Genomic DNA, 26,978 nt, shown 5'->3' on the forward strand with positions numbered 1-26,978 from the left:
CGGTCAGGATACACGGCGATCGGTGAGGCTACTCAGGAGAGGAACGCAAGCCATGCGCGACCCCGCAGGATCGGTGACGTCCCTGACGCACCGGCTCAGGCAGCACGGCGACCACGAGGCGCTGGTGATCGACGACAGCCGTCTCACCTACGCGCGGTTGGCTGACCAGGTCGAACAGGAACAGGCCGTGCTGGCCTCGCTCGGCCTGCGTGCCGGTTCACGGCTGGGCCTGCTGACGCACAACTCGGCGCAGATGGTGGTCAGTCTGCTCGCCGCCTGGGAGCGCGGCGTCGTGGTCGTCCCGCTGAACACCCGGTACCGCTCGGACGAGATCAGCTACGTGGTCGAGCACTCGGACATCGAGGCGATCCTGACCACCAGCCACCGCGAAGGTGGACCCGACCTCCTCCACCGGCTCTCGTGCGCGCTGCCCGGGGCCGCCGCGGGCCTGCCCACGGAACCCACGACGGGGGAAGTCCAGCCCGGCGGCCCGACCTCGGGAATGTGGGAGAGGCAGGCGCCACGCCTTCGGGTCGTCGCGGTGCGCCCACCCGACGCGCCAGGAGGGGCCGAACCCGCGACGACCTGGCTCGACACGTCGACGGCGCACGGCACCGAGCCGACGGCTCCCACGGGTGGTCCCACCGGTGAACCCCCGGCCGGAGACGGCCTCGTCGGCGGTGGCGCGGCCGGTCGCGAGCAGTTGCTCATCTACACGTCGGGGACGACCTCGCACCCCAAGGGCTGTGTGCTGGACCTCGACGCGTTCCTGGCAACCGCGCGCCACACCGCCGCGGCCATGGGGGTGGGCGCGGGCGACGTCGTGTGGGACCCACTGCCGTTCTTCCACACCGGCGGCCTCCTGCCGATGCTGGGCGCGCTCGACGTCGGCGCGACGTTCTGCTCGACCGCCCACTTCGAGGCCGAGGAGGCGCTGGCCGTCCTCGAACGCGAGCGTGTGACGGCCGCCTACCCCGCCTTCTCCACGCTCATCACCGCGCTTCTCGACGCGCCGCGCTTCGCCGAACGCGACCTGAGCGCCCTGCGGTGGATCCTCGCCATCGGCCCCCAGGCACTGCTCGAACGGGTGCAGTCCGCGCTCCCGGGCGCCGTCCAGGTGTCCTGCTACGGCTGCACCGAGATGGGCGGGGTGGGCGTCTACCACGACATGGGCGACAGCCCCCGGTCGCGCGCGACGACCTCGGGGCACCCGTTCGACGGCGTCGAGGTCCGGGTCGTCGATCCGGCGGGCACTCCGGTCGCCCCCGGCACGAAGGGCGAGATCGTCGTCAGGGGCCGCCCGGTGCTGCGCCGCTACCATCGCGACCCCGTCCCGCCCGTCGATGACGAGGGTTGGTTCCACACCGGCGACCTCGGGACGTGGGACGGCACCGACCTCGTCTACCTCGGGCGGCTGAAGGACGTGTTCAAGGTCGGCGGTGAGAACGTCGGCGCCGCCGAGATCGAGTACGTCCTGCTCAAGCACCCCGCCGTGACGATGGCGGCCGCGGTACCGGTCCCCGACGCGCGCCTGGGCGAGGTGCCCGTCGCGTTCGTCGAGCTGAGGCCGGGACACACCACGGGCGAGGACGAGTTGATCGCGTTCTGTGGACAGCGGCTCTCGGCCTTCAAGGTGCCCAGGGCCGTGCGGTTCGTGACCGAGTGGCCGATGTCGGCCACGAAGATCCAGAAGTTCCGTCTCCGTGAAGCGCTGCTGGGGGACGCCAGCGACACCCCGGACACCCCGGGGCCGCAGGAGATAGCGAGCGCGGTCTCATGACGACGTCCGCCCCGACGCCGGAGGCGCTGAGCGTCCTGAAGCCGAGCGTCCACGGTCTCGTACGCGCCCTGTACCGGCACGCGCCCCAGCCGGAGTGGCCCGAGTCGACACATCGCGCACGCTACGAGGAAGCCGCCGCCACGCGCCCGACCGCCCGCTCGGTGCGTGTGGAACCGGTGCTGCTGGCCGGGATGGACGCGGAGTGGCTCCTGCCCGCCGAGGTCCGGTCCGAGCAGGTCATCGTGTACCTGCACGGCGGGGGATTCATCATGGGATCGCTGGCGACGACCCGCCCCCTGGCGACGCACCTGGCCCTCGCGACCGGCCGGCGGGTGCTCGTCCTCGACTATCCGCTCGCCCCCGAGGTCACCTTCCCCGGACAGCACACCGCGATCCTCCCCGCCCTGCTGGAGCTCGACCGGCGCCAGGGAGGCCGGAACCCGCTGGTACTCGCCGGGGACTCCGCGGGCGGCGCGCTCGCCCTCGGCGCCGAGCGCGCCGTGCGGGAGATACCCGGTCGAAGACCCGCCATCACCGCCCTGGTGATGCTCTCGCCCCTGCTCGACCTCCGGCTCGTCGCCCCGAGCATCGACGCCAACGCGCCCTACGACCCCCAGCTTCCGCGCTGGCTGCTCCAGCGGATGGTCACCGCGTACCTGGGCTCGCGGTCGCCCAGTGATCCCGCCGCCTCCGCCGTTCTCGGGCCGCTGCACGGCCTTCCCCCCACGCTCGTCCAGGCGTCCCCGAACGAGGGGCTGGCCGGCGACGCGCAGCTGCTCGCCGACCGGGCACGGCGGGCTGGGGCATCCGTCGACTCGCAGTGGTGGGACGGGATGATCCACGTCTGGCACGCCTTCGCTCCGCGACTGCCGGAGGCGAGCGGGGCGCTCGCGGCGGTCGGCGCGTTCCTGGACGAAGCCGCAGCGTGAAGCGGCCGCCCTCCCCGCCTCGCGGCACCCGCGGCACCGGTGACCTCTCCTCCGGCGCCTTCGGCGCCCGGCCCGCCCGGGGCCGGGCCACCCCGTGGCTCGTCCTCGCCGCGCTGCTCGTCGGCGCGCTGAGTTTCCGCGCCCCGTTTCTCTCGGTGGCGCCGATCGCCGACGACATCCGCGACGACCTGGGTCTCGGCTCCGCGCAGATCGGTCTCCTGACGACCATCCCGGTGCTGTGCTTCGGCCTGAGCGCGCCCTGGGCCACGGCGCTCGTCAGACGGGTGGGGTTCGACGTCGCGCTGCTGGTCGCGCTCGCGACGGTCACCGCGGGACTCGCCGTCCGCTCGGCCGGTCCCTGGGCGAGCGTGCTCGCCGGGTCGGTGGTGATCGGGCTCGGCATCACCGTCGGGAACATCGTGGCACCAGCGATCATCCGCCGGGAGACCACGCCCCGTCATCAGGCCGTGGTGACCTCCGGCTACACGGGCACGATGAACATCGGCGCGATGGCCGCGACGCTCTCCGTCGCGCCGCTGGCCGCGTGGCTCGGGTGGCGGTGGGCCCTGTCGGCGTGGGCGCTCGTCAGCCTCCTCGCGATGGTCGCGTGGTTCACCACCCTTCGGCCCCGGAGGGCGACGGTCCCGGCCGCGCGCTCCGCGCGGCACGAGCCCTCGGAGGACCCGGCCGCACCGGCGCCGCCCTCGGGAACCCCGGCCACGAGCGCCAGGCCGGTGCGCCGCACCGCGGTCGGCTGGCTGCTGGCGCTCGCCTTCGCCGGTCAGGTGTCGGCCTACTACTCGGTCGCGGCCTGGCTGCCGCAGATCCTGCGGGACGACGCCGGGCTCAGCCAGTCCCGTGCCGGTGCTGTCACCTCCTGGTTCCAGGTGCTGGCGATCGCGGGCGCCCTGCTGCTCTCGGTCGCCCTCCGCACCGTCTCCTGGGGCGGTGTGACCGCGGGGATAGCGGCTCTCTGGCTGGCCTGCCCGATCGTCCTGCTTCTCGGCCCCGAGCTCCACCTCCTCGCCGCGACGCTCGGAGGGCTCGCCCAAGGTGCCGGACTGACCGCGCTGTTCGTGCTGATCATGCGGGTGTCGGAGTCCGACCAGCGGGCCGCGGAGTACTCCGCCTTCATGCAGGGGACGGGATACGTGCTCAGTGCCGCCACACCGTTCGCGGTCGGCGCGCTCCACGAGGCGACGAGCGGGTGGCGGTGGCCGCTGCTGCTGGTCATCGCCTACCTCCTGGTGTTCACGGCCACCCAGCTGGCCGCCGTCCGCCGGATCGCGGCGCGCCGAGCCCAGCCGACGGCACCATCGCTGTCCGAGCCGGACGGCGCCGCGTCCTGACGCGTCCGGCGCCCGACGCCCTGACCCGAGGGGCCGCGCACGCGGCCCGGAGCGCCGCCCCACCGACCCGCCCCGCCGCCCCACCGACCGGCCGCACCGTGCGGACCGCCGGGCGACCGCACGGCCAGCGGGCCCCACCCCGGCTCGGGAGTCATTCCCGGGAGGCCGACCCGGTGATCCAGTCCCAGACCGTCCCGTCGTGCGCGATGACCTCCTCGGCGAGTGACCGCTCCAGGTCGACGACGTCGCCCAGTTCGGCACGCCAGGCCAGGGCGGGGCGCAGCACCGCCTGGAGCGGGTGCTCCACCGTGGTGCCCATGGCGCCCAGGACCTGGTGTGTGTCGCGGGACACGACGCCGAGCGACCGGGCCACGACGGAGCTGGCCACCGTGATGTGCCGCCCGAGCGTCATCGGGTCGGCCGCCACTTCCCGGTCGGCTCGGGCGAGCGCGGCGGCGGTGGCCGCGGACGCGAGCGCGTGCTCGGCTGCGGCGTCGGCCAGGAGGTGCTGGACCGCCTGGAAGCCCGTGAGCGGCCGGCCGAACTGGACCCGCTCCCGGGCGTACTGGATGGCGAGGTCGAGCGCCCCGCCCATCGCCGCCGTGATCTGCACACAGCGCACCAGGCGTCGTCGTCGCAGCAGGGCCGTGTGCGCCCCCGGCGGCGCCGGTACCTCGCGGACGCGCCCTCCGGTGGACTCACCCGTCCCGCTCAGCTGGCCGAGCGGCACCTCGATGTCGGCGCACGGCCGGCCGGCCAGGTCCACGCTCTCGGAGACGAGCACCTCAGCCGCCGGTACGACGAACACCCGCGGTTCCTCGCCGGTGGTGAGGACGACCAGGTTGTCGGCCTGGGGCGCCCAGGGCACCGCGCGGGCCCGACCGGTCCCGTCCACGACCACCGGTACCAGCAGTCCGTCCAGGTCCTCCTCGGCGTCGGTGCCCGAGACGAGCCACCCGGCGAGGACGTCGTGCTCGGCCACGGGGAGCACGACGCCGCGTGCCGCCGCGCCCGCGACGACGAGGGCGGTCTCCGCCCACCCCGCGCCCTGGCGGGACAGGAGCGTGGTCAGGCCCAGCTCGGCGAGCCGGTCCCAGAACGGGCGGTCGAGTCCGGCCCGCCACTCGCCGGGGTGCTCGGCGCCACGGAGGACGTCGTCGACCAGGGCGGCCAGGTCACGGTCTGGCGCGGGAGAGACGGTCATCACCGGGCTCCGATCTCGCGGGCGATGATCCCGCGCAGGACCTCGTTGCTGCCGCCGCGCAAGGTGTACGTCGGACGCGACAGCAGCCCGGCGACGACGTGCGGGCGCAACCCGTCCGCGTCCAGGGCCGGTCCTTCGAGACTGGCGTTCTCCACCAGCTGCTGCTCGTGCTGAGTGCCGAGGAGCTTGACGTACGAGGCGTGCACTCTGGGGTCCTCTCCGGCGGTGATGGCGGCCGCGACGGACATCGACAGCGCCCGCAGCGCGGCGGTGCGGGCGAGGGAACGGCCGAGGTCGGCGGGCACGCTCCCGCGCCGCGCGCGATCGTGACCGCGTGCGTCCCGCGCCGCTTCCTCAAGGAGCTGGTGCGCCGACATGAAGCGCTCGGGGCCGCTGCGCTCGAAGCCCAGCTCGGCGGTCACCTGCCGCCACCCCTCGCCCTCGACGCCGAGCAGGGACGTCGAGGGCACGACAGCCTGGTCGAGGACGACCTCGTTGAAGTGGTGCTCTCCGTCCATCGACAGGACCGGGCGTACGTGGACACCGGGGGTCGCCAGGTCGATGACGAACTGGCTCAGCCCGGCGTGACGGGCCGCGGGGTCACCCGGAGCGGTCCGGGCGAGCAGCAGGAGCCGGTCGGCGCGATGAGCGCCCGAGGTCCACACCTTGGTCCCGGTGATCACCCAGTTCCCGTCGTCGCGACGGACGGCCCGGGTACGGACACTGGCGAGATCGGAGCCCGAGTCGGGCTCGCTCATGCCGATCGCGAACGACAGCTCACCGGCCGCGATGCCGGGAAGCAGCTCCGCTCGCTGTTCCTCGGTGCCGGACGCGAGGAGCGCGGGAGCGACCTGCCGGTCGGCGAACCAGTGAGCGGCCACCGGCGCACCGGCGGCGAGGAGTTCCTCGGTGATGACGAAGCGTTCGAGGAAGGTCCGTCCCGCGCCTCCGTAACGCGTCGGCACGGTCATCCCGGCGAACCCACGGGCGGCGAGCCGCCGCGAGAACGGGGGATCCCAGCCGTCCATCCAGCTGTTGACCCGCGGCTCGAAACGGCCCTCGGCGCGTTCCTCGTCGAGGAAGGCGCGTACCCGCCGGCGCAGTTCGCCGGTCTGGTCGTTCCCGACGACGGCGGGCAGCGGCCGGGGCAGCGACGGGGGCGTCATGACGCGTGGAACGTCGTCGTGCCGTCGACGGCCCTGCGGTGGTCCTCGGTGTGCTGCATGAGGGCTTGCAGGTTCGCGGCGATGTCCAGCGCGCCGGCCAGGTCGACCGACTCCGATCTCCGCAGCAGGCGCTTGGCGGCGCGTACGGCCAGGGGCGGGTTGACCGCGACCCGTTCGGCGAGCGTGGTCGCCGCCGCCAGCAGCTGGTCCCGTGGATGGACCTGCGACACGAGTCCCCACGCGAGGGCCGTCGCCGCGTCCACCCGGTCGCCGGTCAGGGTCATCTCGGCCGCCCGGGCCGGTCCGATCGCGCGCTGGAGCAGCCAGGCACCTCCGTCGCCGGAGATCAGCCCGAGCTTGACGAAGCTCTCGGCGAAGAACGCGTCGTCGGCGGCGACGCGCAGATCGCACATCAACGCCAGGTCGCATCCCGCGCCGACGGCGGCGCCGTTGACGGCGGCGATCATCGGTACGGGGGACTCGAAGACGGCGCGGGCCAGCGTCTGGACCCCGTCCCGGTACATCTGCGCCGCCTGGTACGGCGGGGCGCCGAACATCCCTCCGCGAGCGCGGATCTCCTTGATGTTGCCCCCCGCCGAGAACGCTGGCCCGGCACCGGTCAGGACGACGGCCCGCACGTCGGGGTCGTCGTCGACCCGGCGTACGGCGGCCAGCAGCGCGGCGATCATGTCGGAGTCGGTGATCGGGTTGCGCTGGTCCGGCCGGTTCAGGGTCCAGGTCTCGATGTGTCCCGAGCGTTCGACCAGCAGCGGCTCGTCCTGGCTCACGGCTGTATCGCGGTGGTCGGTCACGCCGCCTCCAGCAGGGTCGCCGTTCCCAGCCCGCCACCGCAGCACATGGTGACCAGGCCCCGGCCGCCGCCGCGGCTTCGCAGCTCGCGCGCCGCGGTGAGCAGGAGCCGGGTGCCCGTGGCACCGACCGGATGGCCGAGCGCGATCGCGCCACCGTTGACGTTCACCACGTCGGGGGAGACCGGGATCTCCTTCAGCCACGCTCCCAGCACGCTCGCGAACGCCTCGTTGACCTCGGCCAGCGCGAGGCCGGCCGGTGCGACGCCCGCCCGTTCCAGGACGCGCCGGGTCGCCGGGATCGGGCCGGTGAGCTTCAGCACCGGGTCGACGCCGACGAGTACCTGGTGGGTCACCCGGGCCAGTGGCGCCAGGCCGAGGCGCGCGACCGCGGTCCGCGACGCCAGGATCACCGCGGAGGCGCCGTCGGTGATCTGCGAGGAGTTGCCGGCCGTCAGTACGCCGTCGGCACGGAACCTGGCGGTCAGCGCGGCGAGGGACTCCGGCGTCGTGGGCCGGGGACCGGTGTCGACGGTGGCTTCGCCGACCGGCCGGACCTCGTCGTCGAAGCGCCCCGACGCGATCGCCGCCGCGGCCCGCTCCTGGGAGGCGACCGCCAGATCGTCGCAGGCGCGCCGGTCGAGGCCCCACCGGTCGGCGATCCGTTCGGCGGCCTCCCCCTGGTCGGTGACCTCGAACCGGTCGCGGTACGCCGCGCCGTACGGGTCGCGGTCGCCCGAACGGGCGTCGTCCCCCAGCGAGTTACGGGTCATCTGCTCGACTCCGTTGCACACCACCACGTCGGCGGCGCCGGAGGCGAGGAGGCCAGCGCCGTAGTGGACCGCCTGCTGACTCGAACCGCACTTGGCGTCCACCGTCACCGCCGGGACCTCGGCGGGGTGGCCAGCGGTGAGCCACGCGGTACGGCCCACGTTGTTGGCCTGGTCTCCCACCTTGGTCACACAGCCGGTGATGACCTGGTCGACGTCCGTGGCCGGTACGCCACAGCGGTCGAGCGCCGCGGTGGTCACCGCGGCCAGCAGGTCGGCCGCGTGGACGTCCGCCAGGACGCCCCCACGTCGGACGAACGGTGATCGCATTCCCCCGACCAAGTAGACATCGGCCATGCGCAGCTCCACTTCAGGCTCAGCAAAAGATTCTGTCCAGTCAGTATACATAAGCGGGGTCACAGGTGTAGCGTCCGCTGATACCTCCCCCCTCAGGTGGTGTTTCGCAGTTCAAGCAGGAGGCGGTAGTCCAGTGAGCACGACGACTTCACACATTCCGGCAGCGAGATCCAGGGGTCTGGACCGCGCGCAACGGGGTGCCTTCCTCGGCGCCCTCATCGGGTGGATCTTCGACTACTACGAAGTCTTTCTGATGACACTGCTGGTCGTGCCGATCGCGAAGGAGTTCGACCTGGGATCGGGCCAGGTGGGCCTGCTGCTCGGCATGCAGCTGCTGTTCATGGGCGTGGGTGGCGTGCTGTTCGGATGGCTCGCCGACCGGATCGGCCGCAAGAAGGTTCTGATCATCACGATCGCGATGTTCTCGGTGTTCACCTTCGCTCGCGCCCTGTCCCCCAGCTACGAGGTCCTCCTCATCCTGACCTGCGTCGCGGCCATCGGCATCGGCGGGGAGTACGGCGTCGGGCAGACCCTGGTCGCCGAGATCGTCCCGCCGCACCGCCGTGGCTGGTGGAGTGGGCTGCTCTACGGTGGCGTCTACGTCGGCATCGTGGCCGGCTCCCTGGTCGGCGGATACCTGATGCCCGAGATCGGGTGGCGCTGGACGTTCGTCATCTCCGGGCTTCCCGTCCTGTTCGCGCTCTGGGTGCGCCGGCACACGCCGGAGTCCGAGGTCTGGGCCAGCCGGGTGCGGCAGACCAGCGAGGGCCGGGCCGAGCGCACCCGCATCAGCCCGGCCATCGTGCGGGTGTGGTTGCTGTGCGTGCTGGCCGCCAGTCTCCAGTTCTTCGCGTACTACGGCATCGCGTCATTCCTGCCGTCCTACCTCGTCGAACAGGGCTCCTCGGTCACCAGCGCGTCGACCTGGCTGCTGTTCACCGCCGTCGCCGGTGGCGTCGGCTGTTTCATCGGCTCGTACCTCAGCGACCGCCTCGGCCGCCGGAAGACGCTGTTCCTCCTGTCCCTGCTGGCCTTCGTCAGCGGTCTCGCCCTCGTGGCGACCTGGGACCAGCTCCTCGACGGCGGCACCTGGGTCCGCGTCGTGTTCTTCGCCTTCTTCGTCGGCGCCAACGGCCCGGCCGTCTTCGGAGCGCTCTTCAGTGAGTCGTTCCCCGCCGACATCCGGGCCACCGCGGTCTCCTCGTCCCTGCAACTGGCGCGCAGCCTGTCGTTCTTCCCCCCGATCGTGGCCGCCGCGCTGGTCCCGAGCTTCGGCTACCAGCCGATCGTCCTCGCCGCCGGGATCATGTTCGGCTGCCTCGCCGCGCTCTCCTGGACGTTCACCGAGACCAACGGGAAGCAACTGACGACCTGAGCCGCCTCCCGCGCGACCCGCCCACGTCGACCCCGCCGGTGTCCCACCGCCCACCGGCGCGGGCGACCCCGGCGGGAAGCGCGGCTCAGGGAGTGACGAGGGGGAAGTCGGGGTCACCGGGGTCGAGGACGGCGGCGAGGCGGTCGAGCGCCGTGGTGTCGCCGTCGGCCTGGAGGCCCGCGGCGGCGAGCGTCTCCGGTGACAGGTCGCCCCGGGCGAGGGCGGGCAGTTGCCGGGTGGTGGTGGTCAGGGTGACGTCGGCGGCGTCCCGCCGCGGAGCCGCCGTGTGGGTGAGCACGCCGTTGGCCAGGCGCAGTCGGAACCTCTCACCGGTGTCGGTGAGGACGATGTCGATCGCGAGGCGTTCGTCCCAGGCTTCGGGGCCGTTGATCCGCACGGCGAGCGCGTCGAACAGGAGGCGGGGGCCGAGGTTGGCGAGGATGTCGGCGGAGGCGGTGACGGTGGGGGTTCCGAACCGGCCGTCACGCAGTTCGGCCGCGCCGGAGAGGAAGAAGTTGCGCCAGGTGCCGTTCTCCGCCCCGTAGCCGAGCTGTTCGTAGGTGTCGGCCAGCAGTTCACGCGCCGTGGCGTGGTCGGGCCGCGCGAAGACGACGTGGTTGAGGACTTCGGCGGCCCAGCGCGGGTCGCCCCCTTCGAGGGAGGCGCGGGCCTTGGCGACCACCGCGTCGGCGCCGCCCATGAACTCCACGTACCGCTTCCCCGCCTCCGTCGGGGTGTGCTGCCACAGGTGGGCCGGGTTGCCGTCGAACCAGCCCATGTACCGCTGGTAGACCGCCTTGAGGTTGTGGCTCACCGAACCGTGGTAGCCGCGGGCGGACCACGCCCGCTCCAGAGCGGGCGGAAGCCGGAGATGCTCGGCGATCTCGCCGCCGGTCCAGCCCCTGTTGATCAGGCGCAGGCTCTGGTCGTGGAGGTAGCCGTACAGATCACGCTGGACGCCCAGGAAGTGCCGCACGCGTTCCTGGCCCCAGGTCGGCCAGTGGTGCGAGGCGAACGCGACGTCCGTGGTCTCGCCGAACAGGTCGATGCACTCGGTGAGGTACCGCGACCAGTTGCGCGGGTCCCGCACCACGGCGCCGCGCAGCGTCAGCAGGTTGTGCAGTGTGTGAGTGGCGTCCTCGGCCGTGCACAGCGCCCTGTGGTCGGGGAAGTGGATGAGCATCTCCGAGGGCGCCTCGGTGTCCGGCGCCAGCTGGAAGACCATTCGGACGCCGTCCACGGTCTCCCGCTGCCCGGTCACCGTGATCTCCACCGTCGGCGGAACGAGGCTGACGGTGCCCGTCGCGGTGGTCTGCCCGAGACCGGCGCCGACCTGGCCCCGGGGGCCGCGGGCCAGCGCCGCCCCGTACATGTAGGCCGCGCGGCGGGCCATGGCGGTGCCCGCGTACACGTTCTCCGCCACCGCGTGTTCGGTGAACCCCTCCGGGGCGAGCACCGGGACACGTCCCGCGTCCACCTCCTCCTGCGTGGTGACGCCCCTGACCCCGGCGAAGTGGTCGACGTGGGAGTGCGTGTAGACGACGCCGGTGACCGGGCGCTCGCCCCGGTGCTCGCGGTACAGGGCGAGCGCGGCCGCGGCCGTCTCCGTCGACAGGAGCGGGTCGATCACGACGACGCCGGTCGTCCCCTCCACGAAGGTCACGTTCGACAGGTCCAGGCCGCGAACCTGGTAGATGCCGTCGACGACTTCGAACAGACCCTGCCGCGCGACGAGTTGGGACTGACGCCACAGGCTCGGGTTGACCGTGTCGGGGGCGTCCCCCTCCAGGAAGGCGTAGGCGTCGTTGTCCCACACCACGCGTCCGTCCGCGGCGGTGACCACGCCCGGCTCGCGGCGCGCGATCAGCCCCCGGGCCGCGTCCTCGAAGTCCTGCCGGTCCGCGAACGGCAGACGCTCCCGGACCTCGGTCTGCTGCTGGGTGACGAACGGCTGAGCGGGCTTGGGCGCCGAGGCCATGCGGACTCCTGCCTCTCTGTTCGCTGCTGTGGGCCCTCCGGTAGAGCGCCAGTCGCAGGCTGACGGAGCTGCAAATCGGTGTCAACTATCCCTTTCCGGACACGCGGTGCCGCCGCCACCGAGGACCGCTTCCGGGGCCCGGGGGCCGCCACGGCCCGCCAGCGACGGCGGACGCGGCTGTTCGGTGACGGAAGCCCGTCCCGGTTGTCCGTGCCCCGCTGTGGGTGTGCGTGCCCGGCCTGCCCTGGAGACCCAGTGAATTACCGGCCGAGGCAGCCGGTTTCACCGTCCATCGTTCGTATATCAAGCTGTGGAAAACTTGTGATTCCTCAAGAGGAGGGATTCTCCGCAGATGGCATACAGGAAGTACGTCGGTGGCTTTGCGTTATCCCTGGCCCTAGTGCTGAGCTTTGGAAGCTCCCCGGCGGCCGCCGTTTCCCCTGTGGCGGCCGGGTGCACCACGGAAGGCGCATCAGGGTATCTTCAGATAGACAACTGGACCAATCCCGGAGCCAAGATAAAAGTACACATGGAGATAACGGACAGCAGAAAGGACGGCCATCACGTCCAAATGCGTCTGGTGACGAAGCGGCATGGTGACGTCACTCACTACTGGCCCTGGCGCATGAACGCCGGCGGCCATGGTGAGACGGTCGTCGTGAGAACGACAGCCAAGGACGACAGGGGAATCTTCGAGGCTGGCATGCAGATAGCCAGGTTCGACAAGAAGAACAAGCAGCTCAACTCCTGCTCGGACTGGGCATAAGTAGATGGCGACTGAACTCGGATCGGGCGGTTAGCGCCGAACCGGCTGCCGGGAACTGAACGCCTCGCGGTCCACACGGTACGAAGAGGGTCCCGCTCATCTGTCAGCGGGGCCCTCGGGTCCTCTCGGGGAAGCATCACGATAATTTGTGCCTCCCCAAGTTCCGCGCCCCTCGCGCAGCTCTTCCGTCGGTACCCGTGGCACCACCGGTGAGGACCAGGTGATGAGCCCGCTCGGTGGACAGGGCGCGGAATGTTCAGCGGGTCTACGTCTACCGCCATCCGGAGACGCTCCGGCGCGGCCAGCCAGCCCACCCGCGCGATCGGCTGACCCGCCACGGCCACCACCGCACACGACCGTCAGCCGGGGCGCTCCACACGCCGGTTGAGGGAGTCGGGGGACGGTCAGTTCCAGCGGTCGCCGCGGTCACGCGACGGCCGGTCCCACCGCGCCTCCCGGATCGGCGGGAAGCGCCTCCGCGACTCCGGCACGCCCCGGCGGCCCGGTGCTCGTGCTCGTGCCGTGGCTACGGTTCCACCCGTGCGACGGCTCCCGTCTCCAGGGCCACCCACAGGGCGCCGTCCGGGCCCAGGGCGATGCCGTGCGGTTCGGACGACGGTGACGGCAGGCCGTACTCGGTGATCTCGCCGCTGTCGGTGACGCGGCCGACGCGGTTGGCTCCCCATTCGGTGAACCAGCACTCCCCGGTGGCGGTCGCGACGATGGCGTGCGGTCTGGCCGTGCGGTCCGGGAGCGGGAACTCCCTGATCCCGCCGTCCACCGAGATCCGGCCGACCTGGCCCGCCGCGATCTCGACGAACCACAGGGCGGCGCCGTCGCTGGTGATGCCCACCGGGGCGGCGCCGTCGGTGGGGAGGGGGTACGACACGAACTCCCCGTCGAGGGTGAGGCGGCCGATCGCGTTCGCCTGGTTGAGGGTGCACCACAGCGCCCCGTCGGGGCCCGCGGTGATCGCCGAGGGGAGGGCACCCGCGAGGGGGAGGGCGAACTCGGTGATCTCCCCCGCGCCGTTGATCCGGCCGAGCCGGTCGGCGTTCATCTCCGTGAACCACATCGCACCGTCCGGACCGGCGGCGATCCCGAAGGGGCCGCCGCCGGGCGTCGGTACGGGGAAGGACTCCGTCGCCCCGTCGGTGGTGACGCGGCCGATGCGGTGGTCCCGGGACCGGGTGAACCACATCGCCCCGTCGGGCCCCGGAGCGATCACCGTGGGGAGGCAGCCGGACGCGTCCAGGGCGTGTTCGGTGAGTGCGCCGTCGAGGGTGAGCCGCGCGACGCGGCCAGCGTGCGCGAGGGTGAGCCACAGGGCGCCGTCCGGTCCGGCCGCGACACCGTAGGGACCAGCCCCCTTCCCGGCCACGGTGATCTCCTTGATGGCCGGGGCGTCAGGGCGCACGGCAACTCCTCGTCGAGACGGGTCAGTCGGTGTTCCCGGCCGGTGCCGCGACGCGGTTCCGCACCAGGCCGAGCACGATCGCGGCGAGGTCGGCGGGCCGGGTCATGGGGACGTTGTGGTTCGAGCGGACCTCGACCAGCTCACGGTCGGGGGCGGCGTCGACGACGGCACGCACCTCGTCGCGCCGTGCGGCGTGGAAGCCGTCCTCGGCCAGCACGACCGTCAGCGGGCAGCTGAGGCGGTCGTACACGTCGACGGACGGAAGGATCTCCGCGCCGGGGTCGAGGGCGGTGACGCTCGCGATCTCCTCGACGGTCGGCCGCCGCACCCACCGGGAGCCGCGACGGGTGAAGGAGCGCCGCGTCACCTCCCCGACGAGTCCGGGCCGTGCTCCCGCGTTGAGCCAGTCCTCTCCGGCCTCCCGCACGCACCGCTCGACATGGGCCCGCAGCTGGTCGTCGCTGGCCTCCCAGCCGTAGCGGAACGTGGCCCGCAGCCGGTCCGCCGCCTCGCCGGTCCGCAGGGCGGCGTGCTCCAGGAGCGAGGCGGCACGGTCGTCGAGCACCACGCCGTCCACGACGCAGAGGGCGGCCGGTTCCACGAGCCCCGCGGCGGTGGCGGCCGTCACCGCGTACCCGCCGGTGGAGTGGCCCACCAGCACGGGGCGGTCCCACCCCAGCGCGGTGACGGCGTCGCCGATGTCCCGCCAGTACCGCTCGGGGCCGCCGGAGCCGAGCCGGGTCCGCCCGTGGCCGCGCAGATCGAGGGCGACCGGATGGCACGTGCCCACCAGCCGCGCGGCCACGTCCGTCCACGCCGCGGCGTTGTGCCCACTGCCGTGGACGAGCAGCACGCCCGCACCGCGGCCGCCGAAGTCCACACCGGCCAGCACGCCGTCCGTGACGGGGAGTTCGATCTCGGTTCCGGTCACCACCGCACCCTGTACGCGCGGAGTCGCGAGCGCAACGGCTTTTCCCACGGGGCGTCGGTGCGGGGCACTCCCGGTCGCGGTCCGGCCGGTGCGTCGGCGCCGATCTGGCGGGCGAAAGCGGTCGCGACGTCCGTTCGGAGCACGCGTGGACGTGCCTCGCTGACGCGGAGGATGGCGCGAGCGGCTCCTCGTCCGTCATCGCGGTGGTGCCCCGAACGTTCCGAGCGACACCGACGGGTGCTCAGGCCCACGACGGTCCGGCCCGCTGCCGAGGCTGGGGCAGCCGGTCCCTATGCCTGCCGGCGCGCGTCCAGACGGGCCAGCTCGGCCTCGTCGATCTCGACGCCGAGCCCCGGGCCCTGGGGGATGGCGACATGGCCGTCGACGACCTCCACTCCGGGACTCGTGATCTGCTCGCGGTACTTGAGGGGGCCCATCAGATAGGACGGGTAGGCCAACCGCGGCAGCGCCGCGGCCAGGTGCAGCCCCATGGCATTGGAGACGCCCATCTCGACCACGCTGCCCACCATCAGGCCCATCCCCGAGGCGCCCGCCACATGGGCGGCCTGGAGCGCGGCGGTCGGACCGCCGAGCTTGGCGTGACCGAGATTGACCACGGTGGCACTCCGCTGTCCCACCACGCCCGCGGCGTCGGCCACGGTACGCACGGACTCGTCGGCGACAACGTCCACCCGGGGGTCGGTCACGAGGCTCCGCTGGTACGCCCAGGCGGCGGGCGCCAGCGGCTGCTCCAGCGCGCACAGGCCGATCTCCTCGACACGGGGCAGCGCGCGCTTCAGATCGCTGGGTGACCACATGCCGTTGATGTCGACGAACAGGCGCGTCCCGGAGCCGACCGCGTCACGTACGGCTTGCAGCCGGTCAAGGTCGTCGTCGACCTCACCGCGTCCAGCGTAGAGCTTCAGCCAGCGGTACGACGCGCTCTGCTGGAGGGCGTTGGCCGCCATGGCGGCGGGCTCCTCTTCCCAGCCGACCGATCCGTGCACCTCGGTACGGTCGCGAAAGGCGCCACCGAGCAGCGCGTGCACGGGAACGCCGAGGGCCCGGCCCTGGAGGTCGAGCAGGGCGGTGTCGACGGCCGTCATGGTGAAGGGCGCGGACTTCAGCACCCCGCTCAGGACGTGCAGGAGCGGTACTCGCCGCTCGGGATCACGTCCGACGAGGACGGGGGCGACGCGCTCCTCGACGAGCTCCACGATGGACTTCTGTGTCTCGCTGGTGAACGCGGGCACCGGACACGCTTCGCCGTAGCCAACGTGTCCTTCGTCGGTACGTATGACGAGCAGGACGTTCGGAGAGGTCGTGCGGTCCGTGGTCCCGAACCGGAACGTGGTCCTGAACGACGCGGCCAGGGGAATGGCCTCCAGGGACTGGATCTTCATGGTGGTGCGGTACTCCTCCGTGCTGTCTGCGATGGGCGGTGTTTCCCTGCGGCCGGTCGCCGGGGTCAGGTCGGCTGCCGGCGCAGCGCGATCCCCGCGGCCTCCTCCAGCTGCTTGACCGCGAGGAGCTGCCCGCCGTCCCCCTGAGTGAGCAGAGCGCGATGGTGAAGCTGCTCAACCAGGGCGGCGACCTCCAGGGGGACGCCCACCGAGCGGCCCAGGTCGACCGCGAGACGGATGTCCTTGAGGGCGAGCGCGAGCCGGAAGTACTCCTTGTAGTCCCCGGCGAACACGTTCCGCGCCAGGTCGTTCTCGATGAACTTGCTGCTGGCTCCGGAGCGGGTCAGCGCGTCGTGCAGCAGATCGATGTCGACCCCCGCCTTGGTACCGAGCGCCATGACCTCGGCGCCAGCCACGGCGTGCAGGAAGAAGCCGAGGTTGACGCAGAGCTTGACGGTGTAGCCGCACCCCTGCCCGCCCACGTGCAGGATGCGCTCGGGGTCGCCCATGGTGGTGAGTACGCCCAGGGACCGCTCGTAGTCGGCGGCTGTGCCTCCGACGAACACCTGGAGGCTTCCCTCCTCGGCGCCCGGAACGCCGCCGGTCACGGGGGCGTCCAGAGCCGTCCAGCCCCTGTCGGGGCACGCGGACTTGACCCGCTCCATGGTGTCGAGGCTGCTGCTGCTCATGTCGATCCACAGGGCGCCGGGGCGCAGCGCCCGCGCGACACCGTCGCCGAGCATGACCGCTTCGATGGCCTCCGGGCCGGGCAGCATCGTCACCAGGACGTCCGCTCCGTCCGCGGCTCCGCGCGCCGAGGAGGCCGCCGTCGCGCCCGCCACGGTGAGTTCCCGCACGGCCTCCGGCCTCGCGTCGTGCACGGTGACGGGGTGGGAGGTGGCGGTGTTACGGGCCATGCCCGTTCCCATCCTGCCCAGTCCGATGAATCCGACCTGCATGGACAACTCGCTTTCCGGTGTGCCGTACGGATCAGGCTCCGCGCCGTTGAGCGGACGGATGCCGTTAGTGCTGATTGATGCTGGTCAATGCTGATTAGGGGGATGTGACCCGCGAAGAGGCTCGGGTAGCGACCCGGCCCCCTCATCCTGTGACACTCGCGGCGGGAGAAGAATGTCGTTCCCCGCATCGCAGTACGTCGTTCTGCTTAATGCCCCGGAGGGGACGTCGGGCGCCGCCGGGGGCTTCTGGCGGGGGTGAACCGCACGGCGGTTCCGGGCCTGGACTGGGCCAGCAGTCCGAGGTCCGCGGCATCGACGACTCCGATGACGGGGTATCCGCCCGTCGTCGGATGGTCCGGGAGGAAGACGATCGGCTGTCCGGAGGGGGGAACTTCGATGGCCCCGGTCACCATGCCCTCGGATCTCAGCTGGCCGCGGTCCGCATACTCCAGGCACGGGCCCGTGAGCCGCGCGGCGACTCGGTTGGTGTCCGCGGTCACTTCCCAGCCGGAGGCGAACAGGGCCCGCACCGCGGCTGGAGTGAATCGGTCGTCCCGCGGGCCGAGACGCGCCCGCAGCACCGCCGGACCGACGGACGGCACTGGGGTGAACGCGGTGTCGGAGCAGCCCGGCGCCTTCTCCAGCGCCGGTGCCGGGCCGACCGGCACGTGCTGACCGGACGTCAGCGGGGTGGGGCCGAGTCCGGTCAGGGTGTCGGTAGCCGCGCTGCCGAGCGTCCGTGCTACGTCGACGCCACCGCGGATCGCCACGTAGCAGAGCAGGCCGTGTGCCGGGGTGCCGAGCCGGAGGGTCTGACCGGGCCGTACGGGCACCCGCTGGGTCAGGGCCATCGGCCGCCCATCGAGGGTGGCCCGTACGGGCGCGCCGGTGAGCGCGATCGAGGTGGCACCGTGAAAGCGAACGGCCGCCCCGCCGAGGACGGTCTCCAGACAGGCGGCCGACTCGGGGTTGCCGACCAGCCGGTTGGCGAGGCGGTACGCGGCCTGGTCGGCCGCACCCGAGGTGGGCACGCCCAGATGGGCGTGGCCCGGGCGGCCGAGGTCCTGAACGGTCGTTCGGGGCCCGGAGGTGATGACCTCGACGCTGGTCGCGAGCTGTGCGGGGATCACGGTGCGACGGCCACGAACCGCACGCGGTCGCCCACGTCAATCAGGTTCGGTGGGGTGCGTTCCGGGTCCCACAGGGACGGGCTGACCGACCGGCCGATGATCCGCCAACCGCCGGGTGTGCCACCGGGGTAGATGGAGGTGTACTCGTTGGCGATGGCGACGGCGCCCTCGGGAACCCGGGTGCGCGGGGTGTCCATGCGCGGTACCCGGAGGACGCCGGGAACGCCGTTGGCGTACCAGACACCGGGGCTGAACCCGAAGTAATCCACCCGGGAGAGCGCTCCGGTGTGCTGTTCCACGACCTCCCGCCGGGTCAGGCCGGAATGGGCGCAGACGGCGTCGAGGTCGACACCGTCGTAGACCACCTTCACCTCGGTGACCGGGCCAGCGTCCTCCGGAGCCCGCGCGAACGGGGCGGTCCGCTCCAGCTCGCGGGCGAGGTCCGCGAGGGTGCCGGGTTCCCCGACCACGAGCACCGTGGCGGGGCCGGGGACGATCTCGACGAGGCGGTGGCCGTGGGTGCCGGCACGGAGCCACGTCGCGAGCGCGTGGACGTCCTCGTCGTCGGGTGTCTCGATCAGCAGGCCGCGCTCGCCGGCGGGCCGCAGGCGTCGCGTTCCGTTCACGCCGCGGCCCCGGTTCCGCACGCAGCCGTCTCCACGAGGGACGTTACGCACACGCCCGCGGCCTCCAGGGCCTCCCGCGTCCGCCGGGCGAAGGAGGCGGCTCCCGGAGAGTCGGAGTGCACACACAGGGAGTCCACCGGCATCGGCATCACGGTGCCGTCGTCGGCCGTCACCGTGCCGGAGGTGGCGAGCGTGACGGCCTGCCGTACCGCCGCGGCGGGATCGGTGTGCACGGCGCCGGGCCGACCGCGCGGGACCAGCAGGCCGTCTGCGGTGTAGGCCCGGTCGATGAACCCCTCGCGCACCAGCCCGAGCCCGGCGTCCTGCGCGTGCCGCGCGAGGCGGGTACCGGGCTGGCAGACCAGCGGGAGATCGGAGTCGTACTCGTGGATGGCGCCGACGACGGCGGCCGCGTGCTCGTCGTGGGCGACCGCCGAGTGGTACAGCGCGCCGTGCGGCTTCACGTAGCGGACGGACGTGCCGGCGACCCGGGCGATCCCCGCGAGCGCGCCGAGCTGGTAGAGCAGGTCGTCGAGGAGTTCCTTCTCCGGTATGGCGATGTAGCGGCGCCCGAAGCCACGCAGGTCCTGGAAACCGACCTGGGCGCCCACGGTGACTCCGTTCACCGCCGCGGTCTCGCAGGTCCGACGCATCAGGGTGGGGTCGCCGGCATGGAAGCCACAGGCCACGTTCGCGTCGGTGACCGTGCGCAGCAGTGCCTCGTCGTCGGCCATCACCCAGGCGCCGAACCCCTCGCCGATATCGCTGTTGAGGGACATACGTCGTGTGTGGTCGGACATGCCTTCCTCCGGGAGTAAGCGGTACGGGTGGCGCGGTCGCAACGTGGCGGACTGGTACGGCACCGAGTCTGCCGGTCGCCCTCCGTGCCGCGGCTGGCGGGGTTCACCCCCCGCCGGTGATTCGTGGCGCCGTCTCGCGCGCCGCCACGACGACGCCCAGCGTGGCCGCCGCCGTGGCCATGACGTACAGGGCCGGTGAGGTGTCGCTTCCCGTCTGCGTGATCAGCATCGTCACCAGGAATGGGGCCGTGCCGCCGAAGGCCGAGGCCGAGACGTTGTATCCGAGGGAGAAGCCGCCGTAGCGCACGCGAGTCGTGAACAGCTCGTTCATCGCGGCCAGCGCGGGCCCGATGAACACCCCGAGGATCACGCCCAGGGCCACGTGCGCGAGCACCGCCAGGGCCGGAGTTCCCTGCCCCATCAGCCAGAACAGCGGATAGGCGAACGCGATCGCCAGTACGCAGGAGCTGCCGAGGAGTCGCCGGCGGCCGAGGGAGTCGGACAGGGCACCGAAACAGGGCACCGACATGGCGACCGCGGTCATGGTGATCGCTGACGAGACGGAGGACGTCACGGCGCTGTAGTCGAGCGTGCTCTCCAGATAGCTGGGGACGAACGTCAGGACCACGTAGAGCGTGGCGTTGTGGTACAGGGCGAACCCGGCGACGACGACCACCGAGCGCCAGTGGTCGGTGAGGGTCTCCACGAGCGGGCGCCTGGCCACCTCACCCTGCTGCCGGAGTTCGGTGAACTCTGGTGTCTCCTCCAGCCTGTTGCGGACGTAGAGCCCGATGAGCCCCATGGGGGCCGCCATCAGGAAGGGCACCCGCCAGCCCCAGCTGTCCATCTGGTCCCCGGTCAGGACCAGGGTGAGCACCAGGACGACCAGGGAGCCGACGAGGAACCCGGCGACCGAGCCGAACTGCACCCAGGAGACGTAGAAGCCACGCCTGCCCGGTGGCGCGTGTTCGGCGACGAACGCCGAGGCGCCCCCCACCTCACCACCAGCCGAGAAGCCCTGCAACAGGCGGAGCAGCACCAGGAGGGCGGGCGCGAACACCCCGATCGACGCGTAGGTGGGCAGCAGCCCGATGCCGAACGTGGCGCCGGACGCGAGGATGAGGACGATGGCCAGGGTTCGCTTGCGCCCCATCCGGTCGCCCATGTTCCCGAAGAAGACCCCGCCCAGCGGACGGATGACGAACGCGGCGGCGAAGACGGCGAAGGAGCCGAGCAGCGCGGCCGAACTGTCGTCGGTGTCGAAGAACTGGTCGCCGATGGTGACCGCGAGAAAGCCGTAGACCGCGATCTCGAACCATTCGACCAACTGCCCGAGCGTGGCACCGAGCACTGCTCGGCGCAACACACGGGGATCGTCGACGACCGACTTCGCGTTCGTCGTCGACTTCGTGACGTGATCCGCCACACTACCCACTGGCCCTCCCGGTGCGTTCCGCAGATGTCGGGTCGCTCTCAGGCGCACCAGCGCGGCACACGAGCCGAAGGCTTCGGGAGAGCCCGCCTCGTCGGTGCCGGATGCGTCGAGCGATGAGGACGACGGTCGCCGCTTCTGCCGAGGAGGTCGTCTGGTGAACGGGGTCTCAGGCTGGTTTCCGTCGATTCGGTTGCCTCATAGTGCAGAGCGCGAGCCGTCGAGAGAACCGTCTTCTCCTGTAGTCAGCGTGCAAGATTGCTTAATGCGGGATCAGCGTGGCCGCCGGTAGGGGGCACACACCTGCCGCAGGGCCTTGAGTAGTTCGGCCGCGAGCCCGATGTGGTCGGAGCTGCTGGGCAGCGTCGCGTAGATCTCCCGCGAGAGTTCGGGGACGAGGGGCCTGGGCGCGGTGGAGCGGGCCTGCCACAGGGCGAGCCGGGGCACGAAGGCCACGGCGACTCCCGCCGCGGCGAGGGCCTGTGCGACGTCCAGGGACTCGGTCTGGAACGGTACGTGGGGCGTGATGTCGTGTGCGGCGGCCGCCGCCTCGATCTGGCGGCGCGCGGGACGCTCGGCGATACCGCCCACCCAGGCGTCGGCCGCGACGTCCGCCAATCGCACCGGCGCCGTGGACGGTGACCGGACCAGGCGATGGTCGTCGGGCAGGACGGCGAGGAGCGGGTCGGTCATCAGGTGTTCGTAGCGGACGCCCTCGAAGTCCGGCAGCGTCTGCCCGTACGTCGCGGTGATGGCGAGGTCCAGTTCGTCCCCCGCGACCCGCTCGGGCCCTTCGTCGGACAGCAGATCGACGACGGACAGTTCGGCGTCTGGGTAGCGGTAGCGCAGCGTCGCGAGAGCCTGGGGCAACAGCGACATCGCCGCCGAGGGGAAGGCGCCCAGGCGCAGTCGCCGCGCGTGGACGCCGAGGAACGCCTCGACGGTCTCCTCCGCTCGTTCGAGTTCCGCGGCCACACGGACGGCGTGCTCGCACAGTGCCGCTCCGAGACGCGTGAGCATCGCGCCGCGGGCTCCCCGCTCGACCAGAGGGGAACCCACCTCCTTCTCCAGCCGGGTCAGCTGCTGCGAGATCGCGGGCGGGGTGACACCGAGCAACGACGCGGCCCTGGCGAGACTGCCTGTCTCCCGCACTGCCAGGAGCAGGGATAGCTGAGGCGAGGTGAGCGGCATGAGCCCCAGAATACGGAGACACCACGGCGTCACCCCCCGTAATCTTCTTCGGCGGTCCTGCAAGAGGGCCGCTGGCCTCCGGGCCTGGCATGACTGTTCCCCCCTGTTGGAAGTCGATGACCTGGGGGTGGTGTCACCGGGCCCGTGGGGTGCCGTGGGAGACGCTGATGAGAGACCTGACCGTCATCTGGCCCGGCGCAACGCCGAGCCGATCGTAGGTGGCTGGTCTGCATAACGTGGATGCGCGCGTACGGCGCCGTTGCCCTGGCCAGCACCGCACCGGCCCCACTCGGGAGGACGGGTTGTACGAGATCGACGAGGTGAGCGTCTTCCTCGGCCTGGACGTCGGCAAGAGCGCCCATCACGGCACGGGCTGACTCCGGCCGGCAAGAAGGTCTTCGACAAGCCCATGCCCAACAGCGAGCCGAAACTGCGGGCCGTTTTCGACAAACTGGCCGCGAAGTTCGGCACCGTGCTGGTCCTCGTGGACCAGCCCGCTTCCATCGGCGCCCTGCCCTTGACCGTGGCCCGGGACGCGGGCTGCCAGGTCGCCTACCTTCCCGGTCTGGCGATGCGCCGGGTCGCCGACCTCTACCCGGGCGAGGCCAAGACCGACGCGCGTGACGCTGAGGTGATCGCGGGTGCGGCCCGCACCATGCCGCACACCCTGCGCTCGCTTGCGCTGACCGAGGAGATCACCGCCGAGCTGACCGTGCTGGTCGGCTTCGATGAGGACCTCGCGGCCGAGGCCACCCGCACCTCCAACCGCATCCGCGGCCCGCTCACCCAGTTCCACCCCAGCCTCGAACGCGTCCTCGGGCCACGTTTGGACCACCCGTCCATCACCTGGCTGCTGGAACGCTACGGTTCCCCACAAGCGTTGCGGATGGCCGGACGCCGCAGGCTGGTCGAGGTGGTCCGGCCCAAGGCCCCGCGCATGGCCCAGCGACTGATCGACGACATCTTCGACGCACTGGACGAACAGACCGTCGTCGTCCCCGGCACCGGCACCCTCGACACCGTTATCCCGTCCCTGGCCCGGTCGCTGGGGGCCGTTCACGAACAGCGGCGGGCCCTGGAAGCCCAGATCAGTGAACTGCTGGAGGCCCACCCTCTTCACCCGGTCCTGACGTCCACGCCCGGCGTCGGCGTCAGGACCGCTGCCACCATGCTCGTCACCATCGGCGACGCCACCGGCTTCCCCAGCGCCGCCCACCTCGCCTCCTATGCAGGTCTCGCCCCGACCACCAAGGCGTCGGGGACCTCCATCCACGGCGAACACGCGCCCAGAGGCGGAAACCGGCAGCTCAAACGAGCCGTGTTCCTCTCCGCGTTCGCCGCCCTGCACGATCCCACCTCCCGCACCTACTACGACAAATGCCGATCCCGGGGGAAAACCCACACACAGGTCCTCCTCCGCCTCGCCCGCCACCGCGTCAGCGTCATCTTCGCCATGCTCCGCGACGGCACCTTCTACGAACCCCGAACCGCCACCACGACTTGATCAAAGACATAGAGACACCCCCCCGGGGCCGGGCGCCACCCGCTGTGGTGTCCGGCCGGGGCGGGGTCAGGGCTGGTCCGGTGGCCGCGTCCAGGCCGGAGTCCAGACGCCGTCGGTGGGGCGGCCGGGGTAGGCGGCGGTGAGGTGATGGCGCAGGGAGGCCAGTGAGGGATGGGGGTTGTGGGCGCGCCAGACCAGGGAGTGGGGGTAGAGCGGGGTCGGGTCGGTGAGGGGGACGCGGCGTAGGTCGTGGCTGGTGGGCCAGACCAGCGGGGTGTGTTCACTGGCGAAGGTGGCCAGGGTCGTGGAGCTGGCGATGGTGTCGAGCAGCGGCTCGATACCGAAGTCCGGGCCGACCGCGTCGATGGTGAGGCCGAAGGTGGCGGCGAGTTCGTCGTAGTAGGCGGTCCACTCGGTGCCGGGCAGGTTGCCGGGCATCCAGATGCGCCGGCCGGCGAGTTGGGCGGGGGTGAGCGCGGGAGCGTTCGCGAACTCGTGGCGCGGCCCGGTGAACAGGTGGAGCGGTTCGTCGAAGACGGGGGCGGCCACAACCCCGCGCGGTAGCTGCTGGCCGGGCATGGTCACGGTGCGGAACGTCGCGTCGACGGTCCCGTCGCGGACGGCGGCGAGAGCGGTGTCCGCGTCGAACAGGGTCACCACGTCCAACTCGACCTCGGGGTGGGCGTGATGGAAGCCGCGCAGCAGTCCCGCCAGGGAGAGCTGACGGCCGATCACATCGACCCGCAGCGCCCGGCGGCCCGCCCGGACGGACGCCAGGGCACGCTCGGCGGAGTGCAGGAGCGTGCGGGCGTGGGGCAGGAACGCCTGCCCGTCGATGGTGAGTCGGGACCCGCGGGCGTCCCGGACGAAGAGCTGGACGCCGAGTTCCCGCTCCAGCGCGGCGACCCGTTTGGACACGGCCTGGGGCGTGATCGACAGGTCGGCGGCGGCCTCCTGGAACTGTCCCGCGTCAGCGACGGCGAGGAAGGTGCGTATGGCCGTGACGTCCATCCGCGCATCCTAGGCGGACAACCAGGAGTTGATCCTGGCCGCCCCGATCGTTGTTTGATCACCCTCCGGGCCGCTCGTTTTGATGGCCGAGGCCAACCAGCGGTTGATCGCCCGTCGTTCCGACGGGCGCCGCCCAACGGCCCCTGCCCGAGCGCCTTTTGTGAGGAACCGTCATGTCCGACCAGGACCGTCTCTACGTCCGCACGCCCGAGTTCGCCCGTATCGCCGAGCGGATCGAGCACGTCAACACGCTCACCTCCCGGCTCAACGCCCTGCCCTACGAGGACAAGGCCGCGCGCTACGCCCTGCTGTCGGAGATCATCGGGAGGCCGGTTCCCAGCTCCGTCACCGTCTACCCGCCCTTTCACACCCACCACGGGCTCGGCATCGACTTCGGTGAGCACGTCTTCGTCAACCAGGGCTGCACGTTCATGGACAACGTGGGTCAGGGCGGCATCCGGCTGGGCGACGGCGTCCTCATCGGCCCGAGGACCACCCTCATCGCCACCGACCACCCGCTGGTGGCCAGTGAGCGGAGCGAGTACCTCACGATGGCGTCGATCACGGTCGAGGCCGACGCCTGGATCGGCGCCGGTGTGACGGTCCTCCCCGGGGTCACGATCGGCCGTGGCGCCGTGGTCGGTGCCGGAACCGTCGTCACGAAGGACGTTCCGCCCCACACCCTGGTGACCGGCCCGGCCGGGTTCCCCCGCAAGCGGTGGGACGGCTGAACTCCCGCCCGTGCCGGGGCGTCGCGCCCCACGCGCGGGAAGGCGGACGGGCCGGGGCGGCCGTCGACCGGCCGCGACCCGTCCGCCCCACGTGAACACCGACCTTCTGCCCGTCCGCCCCCGGGCCCAGACCGGTCGGCACGAGGTCCACCGCCCCAACTGACCCGTCCGCCCGGGCCGGAGCCCCTCCCCGGAGCGGGGAGGGGCGCGGCCGGTGGTCCCCGGGTCGCGCGCTGGCGGCGAGCCCGCCGCCGGTCCTCAACGGCGGCGGCCCCGGGGGCCGGTCAGAAGTCGAGGAAGCCGTACAGGCCCAGGTGGTTGGACTTGGTGCCGCCCACGGTGTGGTCCACCGGCGAGTCGGCCACCTTCCCTCCGCCGAGGAACAGGTAGTCGATCTTGCGGGAGCCGTCGGTCGGCTTCGACCCGTGGCCGGTCATCCCCTGTTTGGCCAGGGTGTCGGCGGCTATGCCGGTCCGGTTGGCGTCGATGCCCACCACGCGGAGGGTGGAGGCGTTCATCAGCCGGGTCGCGTCCGCCCCGAGGCGGATCCCGCTGCCGCCGATCCCCTTGGTCTTCTCACCCCCACAGGCGTTCTTGGCGTTCTCCTGCGGCAGGTGCATCGTCGCGGCGAACACCGAGGTGTCGGTGCCCTTGATGGTGAAGCGGGCGGCGATGGCGCTGGTGCGCCGCCACTTGTGCGCGTAGGTGGCGCCGTCGTCGTTGTTCGGCGGCTTGTAGAGCGTGCACCCCTTGCCGTCCTCGTACGAGGTGCCGGGCTTGAGCCAGCCCGCGCTCCAGTACTTCGACACGTCGCCGGAGGCGAGCCCGAGCCGCTGGGTGTTGTAGAGGATGCCGTTGGTCTGCTTCTTCTTGAGGTCGCCCAGCGACTGGTCGGAACAGTGGTGGCTGCCGCCCCACTCCCCGGGGTCCTCGTTGGCCAGCACGGCCTGGTACGTGCCCTTCGGCAGGCCGAACTTGGCCGACAGCTGGTCGGCGTAGGCGTCGGCCTGGCCCCGGCCGCGGATCTGCTGGACGATCAGTACGTCGGGCGCCTTGACGCCCGGGGTCCCCGTCTTGCCCTCGTCGTCCACCAGCAGGGACGACAGGTGGTCCGGCCCGGATACGCGGGTGCAGGAACCGTCCGCGTTGTTCCGCACCAGGTTCTCGATGTTGTTGTTGTAGACCCGCAGGGTGCGGTCCGCCGTGGGCCCCGGCGTTCCCGGGGGGTCGCCGCCCCGGTCGGTGGCGGCGTGCGCGACCAGCGAGGTGGTGAGGGCGGTCGCCAACACCGCGCCGCCGGCGAGGCGGTAGGCGGTACGTCTGGGGAGGGGCACGGGTCGCTCCTTCGTCCGCGAGAGGT

General features: G+C 71.9%; 22 protein-coding genes and 1 pseudogene. 7 read left to right on the top strand and 16 right to left on the bottom strand.

Annotation, left to right across the window (positions count from 1 at the left end; genetic code table 11):
• Positions 1-52: 52 nt before the first annotated feature.
• The 3 genes from E0L36_RS08310 to E0L36_RS08320 are packed head-to-tail and all read left to right on the top strand — an operon-like array spanning position 53 to position 4,058.
• Positions 53-1,780: a class I adenylate-forming enzyme family protein gene (locus tag E0L36_RS08310; protein ID WP_180928167.1), complete on the top strand. Its 1,728-nt coding sequence runs from the start codon at positions 53-55 to the stop codon at positions 1,778-1,780.
• Positions 1,777-2,709: an alpha/beta hydrolase fold domain-containing protein gene (locus E0L36_RS08315; RefSeq protein WP_180928168.1), complete on the top strand. Its 933-nt coding sequence runs from the start codon at positions 1,777-1,779 to the stop codon at positions 2,707-2,709. The genes E0L36_RS08310 and E0L36_RS08315 overlap by 4 nt, the downstream gene beginning before the upstream one ends.
• Positions 2,706-4,058, top strand: coding sequence for a CynX/NimT family MFS transporter (locus E0L36_RS08320; protein ID WP_180928169.1), 1,353 nt, complete (start codon positions 2,706-2,708; stop codon positions 4,056-4,058). Before E0L36_RS08315 ends, E0L36_RS08320 begins: the two co-directional genes overlap by 4 nt.
• A 151-nt stretch (positions 4,059-4,209) precedes the next feature.
• On the opposite strand, the gene E0L36_RS08325 is transcribed toward E0L36_RS08320, so the two are convergent.
• The 4 genes from E0L36_RS08325 to E0L36_RS08340 are packed head-to-tail and all read right to left on the bottom strand — an operon-like array spanning position 4,210 to position 8,364.
• A complete protein-coding gene (locus tag E0L36_RS08325) occupies positions 4,210-5,262 on the bottom strand; it encodes an acyl-CoA dehydrogenase family protein (RefSeq protein ID WP_180928170.1) in 1,053 nt (350 codons plus the stop codon).
• Positions 5,262-6,428, bottom strand: a complete 1,167-nt coding sequence (locus E0L36_RS08330) for an acyl-CoA dehydrogenase family protein (RefSeq protein WP_180928171.1) — start codon at positions 6,426-6,428, stop codon at positions 5,262-5,264. Before E0L36_RS08330 ends, E0L36_RS08325 begins: the two co-directional genes overlap by 1 nt.
• The gene (locus E0L36_RS08335) at positions 6,425-7,240 is read right to left on the bottom strand and encodes a crotonase/enoyl-CoA hydratase family protein (RefSeq protein WP_219636130.1); all 816 of its coding nucleotides are present in this window, start codon (positions 7,238-7,240) and stop codon (positions 6,425-6,427) included. Before E0L36_RS08335 ends, E0L36_RS08330 begins: the two co-directional genes overlap by 4 nt.
• On the bottom strand, positions 7,237-8,364 hold the full coding sequence (locus E0L36_RS08340; protein WP_180928172.1) for a thiolase family protein: 1,128 nt from the start codon (positions 8,362-8,364) through the stop codon (positions 7,237-7,239). Before E0L36_RS08340 ends, E0L36_RS08335 begins: the two co-directional genes overlap by 4 nt.
• Positions 8,365-8,497: 133 nt before the next feature.
• Here E0L36_RS08340 and E0L36_RS08345 point away from each other — a divergent pair, with 133 nt between their 5' ends.
• Positions 8,498-9,739 carry an MFS transporter gene (locus E0L36_RS08345; protein WP_180928173.1) on the top strand — a complete coding sequence of 414 codons (1,242 nt, stop codon included), beginning with the start codon at positions 8,498-8,500 and terminating at the stop codon, positions 9,737-9,739.
• Positions 9,740-9,824: 85 nt separating this feature from the next.
• Here E0L36_RS08345 and E0L36_RS08350 read toward each other — a convergent pair whose 3' ends face one another.
• On the bottom strand, positions 9,825-11,717 hold the full coding sequence (locus E0L36_RS08350) for an alkyl/aryl-sulfatase (RefSeq protein ID WP_180928174.1): 1,893 nt from the start codon (positions 11,715-11,717) through the stop codon (positions 9,825-9,827).
• 352 nt (positions 11,718-12,069) lie between these two features.
• On the opposite strand from E0L36_RS08350, the gene E0L36_RS08355 reads away from it, so the two are divergent.
• The gene (locus tag E0L36_RS08355) at positions 12,070-12,483 is read left to right on the top strand and encodes a hypothetical protein (protein WP_180928175.1); all 414 of its coding nucleotides are present in this window, start codon (positions 12,070-12,072) and stop codon (positions 12,481-12,483) included.
• Positions 12,484-13,009: 526 nt separating this feature from the next.
• On the opposite strand, the gene E0L36_RS08360 is transcribed toward E0L36_RS08355, so the two are convergent.
• The 9 genes from E0L36_RS08360 to E0L36_RS08400 all read right to left on the bottom strand — a co-directional run bounded on the left by E0L36_RS08360 (position 13,010) and on the right by E0L36_RS08400 (position 22,372).
• A complete protein-coding gene (locus tag E0L36_RS08360; protein WP_180928176.1) occupies positions 13,010-13,900 on the bottom strand; it encodes a virginiamycin B lyase in 891 nt (296 codons plus the stop codon).
• 22 nt (positions 13,901-13,922) lie between these two features.
• Positions 13,923-14,831: an alpha/beta hydrolase gene (locus E0L36_RS08365; RefSeq protein ID WP_180928177.1), complete on the bottom strand. Its 909-nt coding sequence runs from the start codon at positions 14,829-14,831 to the stop codon at positions 13,923-13,925.
• Positions 14,832-15,121: 290 nt separating this feature from the next.
• Complete coding sequence (locus E0L36_RS08370) at positions 15,122-16,234, bottom strand: mandelate racemase/muconate lactonizing enzyme family protein (RefSeq protein ID WP_180928178.1); 1,113 nt, start codon at positions 16,232-16,234, stop codon at positions 15,122-15,124.
• A gap of 65 nt (positions 16,235-16,299) precedes the next feature.
• The gene (locus tag E0L36_RS08375) at positions 16,300-17,193 is read right to left on the bottom strand and encodes an NAD(P)-dependent oxidoreductase (protein ID WP_180928179.1); all 894 of its coding nucleotides are present in this window, start codon (positions 17,191-17,193) and stop codon (positions 16,300-16,302) included.
• A gap of 206 nt (positions 17,194-17,399) precedes the next feature.
• Positions 17,400-18,323, bottom strand: a complete 924-nt coding sequence (locus E0L36_RS08380) for a biotin-dependent carboxyltransferase family protein (RefSeq protein WP_180928180.1) — start codon at positions 18,321-18,323, stop codon at positions 17,400-17,402.
• Positions 18,320-18,949, bottom strand: a complete 630-nt coding sequence (locus E0L36_RS08385) for an allophanate hydrolase subunit 1 (RefSeq protein WP_180928181.1) — start codon at positions 18,947-18,949, stop codon at positions 18,320-18,322. The genes E0L36_RS08380 and E0L36_RS08385 overlap by 4 nt, the downstream gene beginning before the upstream one ends.
• Positions 18,946-19,749: a LamB/YcsF family protein gene (locus tag E0L36_RS08390; RefSeq protein WP_219636131.1), complete on the bottom strand. Its 804-nt coding sequence runs from the start codon at positions 19,747-19,749 to the stop codon at positions 18,946-18,948. The genes E0L36_RS08385 and E0L36_RS08390 overlap by 4 nt, the downstream gene beginning before the upstream one ends.
• A gap of 103 nt (positions 19,750-19,852) precedes the next feature.
• Positions 19,853-21,175: an MFS transporter gene (locus tag E0L36_RS08395; RefSeq protein ID WP_308416670.1), complete on the bottom strand. Its 1,323-nt coding sequence runs from the start codon at positions 21,173-21,175 to the stop codon at positions 19,853-19,855.
• A gap of 279 nt (positions 21,176-21,454) precedes the next feature.
• Positions 21,455-22,372: a LysR family transcriptional regulator gene (locus tag E0L36_RS08400; protein WP_180928182.1), complete on the bottom strand. Its 918-nt coding sequence runs from the start codon at positions 22,370-22,372 to the stop codon at positions 21,455-21,457.
• A gap of 302 nt (positions 22,373-22,674) precedes the next feature.
• On the opposite strand from E0L36_RS08400, the pseudogene E0L36_RS08405 reads away from it, so the two are divergent.
• A pseudogene (locus E0L36_RS08405) lies at positions 22,675-23,876 on the top strand (IS110 family transposase).
• A gap of 66 nt (positions 23,877-23,942) precedes the next feature.
• Here the strand turns inward: E0L36_RS08405 and E0L36_RS08410 are convergent.
• Positions 23,943-24,887: a LysR family transcriptional regulator gene (locus E0L36_RS08410; protein ID WP_180928183.1), complete on the bottom strand. Its 945-nt coding sequence runs from the start codon at positions 24,885-24,887 to the stop codon at positions 23,943-23,945.
• A 173-nt stretch (positions 24,888-25,060) separates the two neighbouring features.
• Between E0L36_RS08410 and E0L36_RS08415 the strand changes: the two genes are divergently transcribed.
• Positions 25,061-25,618 carry a sugar O-acetyltransferase gene (locus tag E0L36_RS08415; protein ID WP_180928184.1) on the top strand — a complete coding sequence of 186 codons (558 nt, stop codon included), beginning with the start codon at positions 25,061-25,063 and terminating at the stop codon, positions 25,616-25,618.
• Positions 25,619-25,902: 284 nt separating this feature from the next.
• Here the strand turns inward: E0L36_RS08415 and E0L36_RS08420 are convergent, their stop codons facing one another.
• Positions 25,903-26,952, bottom strand: coding sequence for a hypothetical protein (locus E0L36_RS08420; protein WP_180928185.1), 1,050 nt, complete (start codon positions 26,950-26,952; stop codon positions 25,903-25,905).
• Positions 26,953-26,978: the final 26 nt, after the last annotated feature.

Origin of the sequence: Streptomyces sp. AJS327, from assembly GCF_013450295.1 — a bacterium.
In the GTDB taxonomy this organism is placed as follows: Bacteria; Actinomycetota; Actinomycetes; order Streptomycetales; family Streptomycetaceae; genus Streptomyces.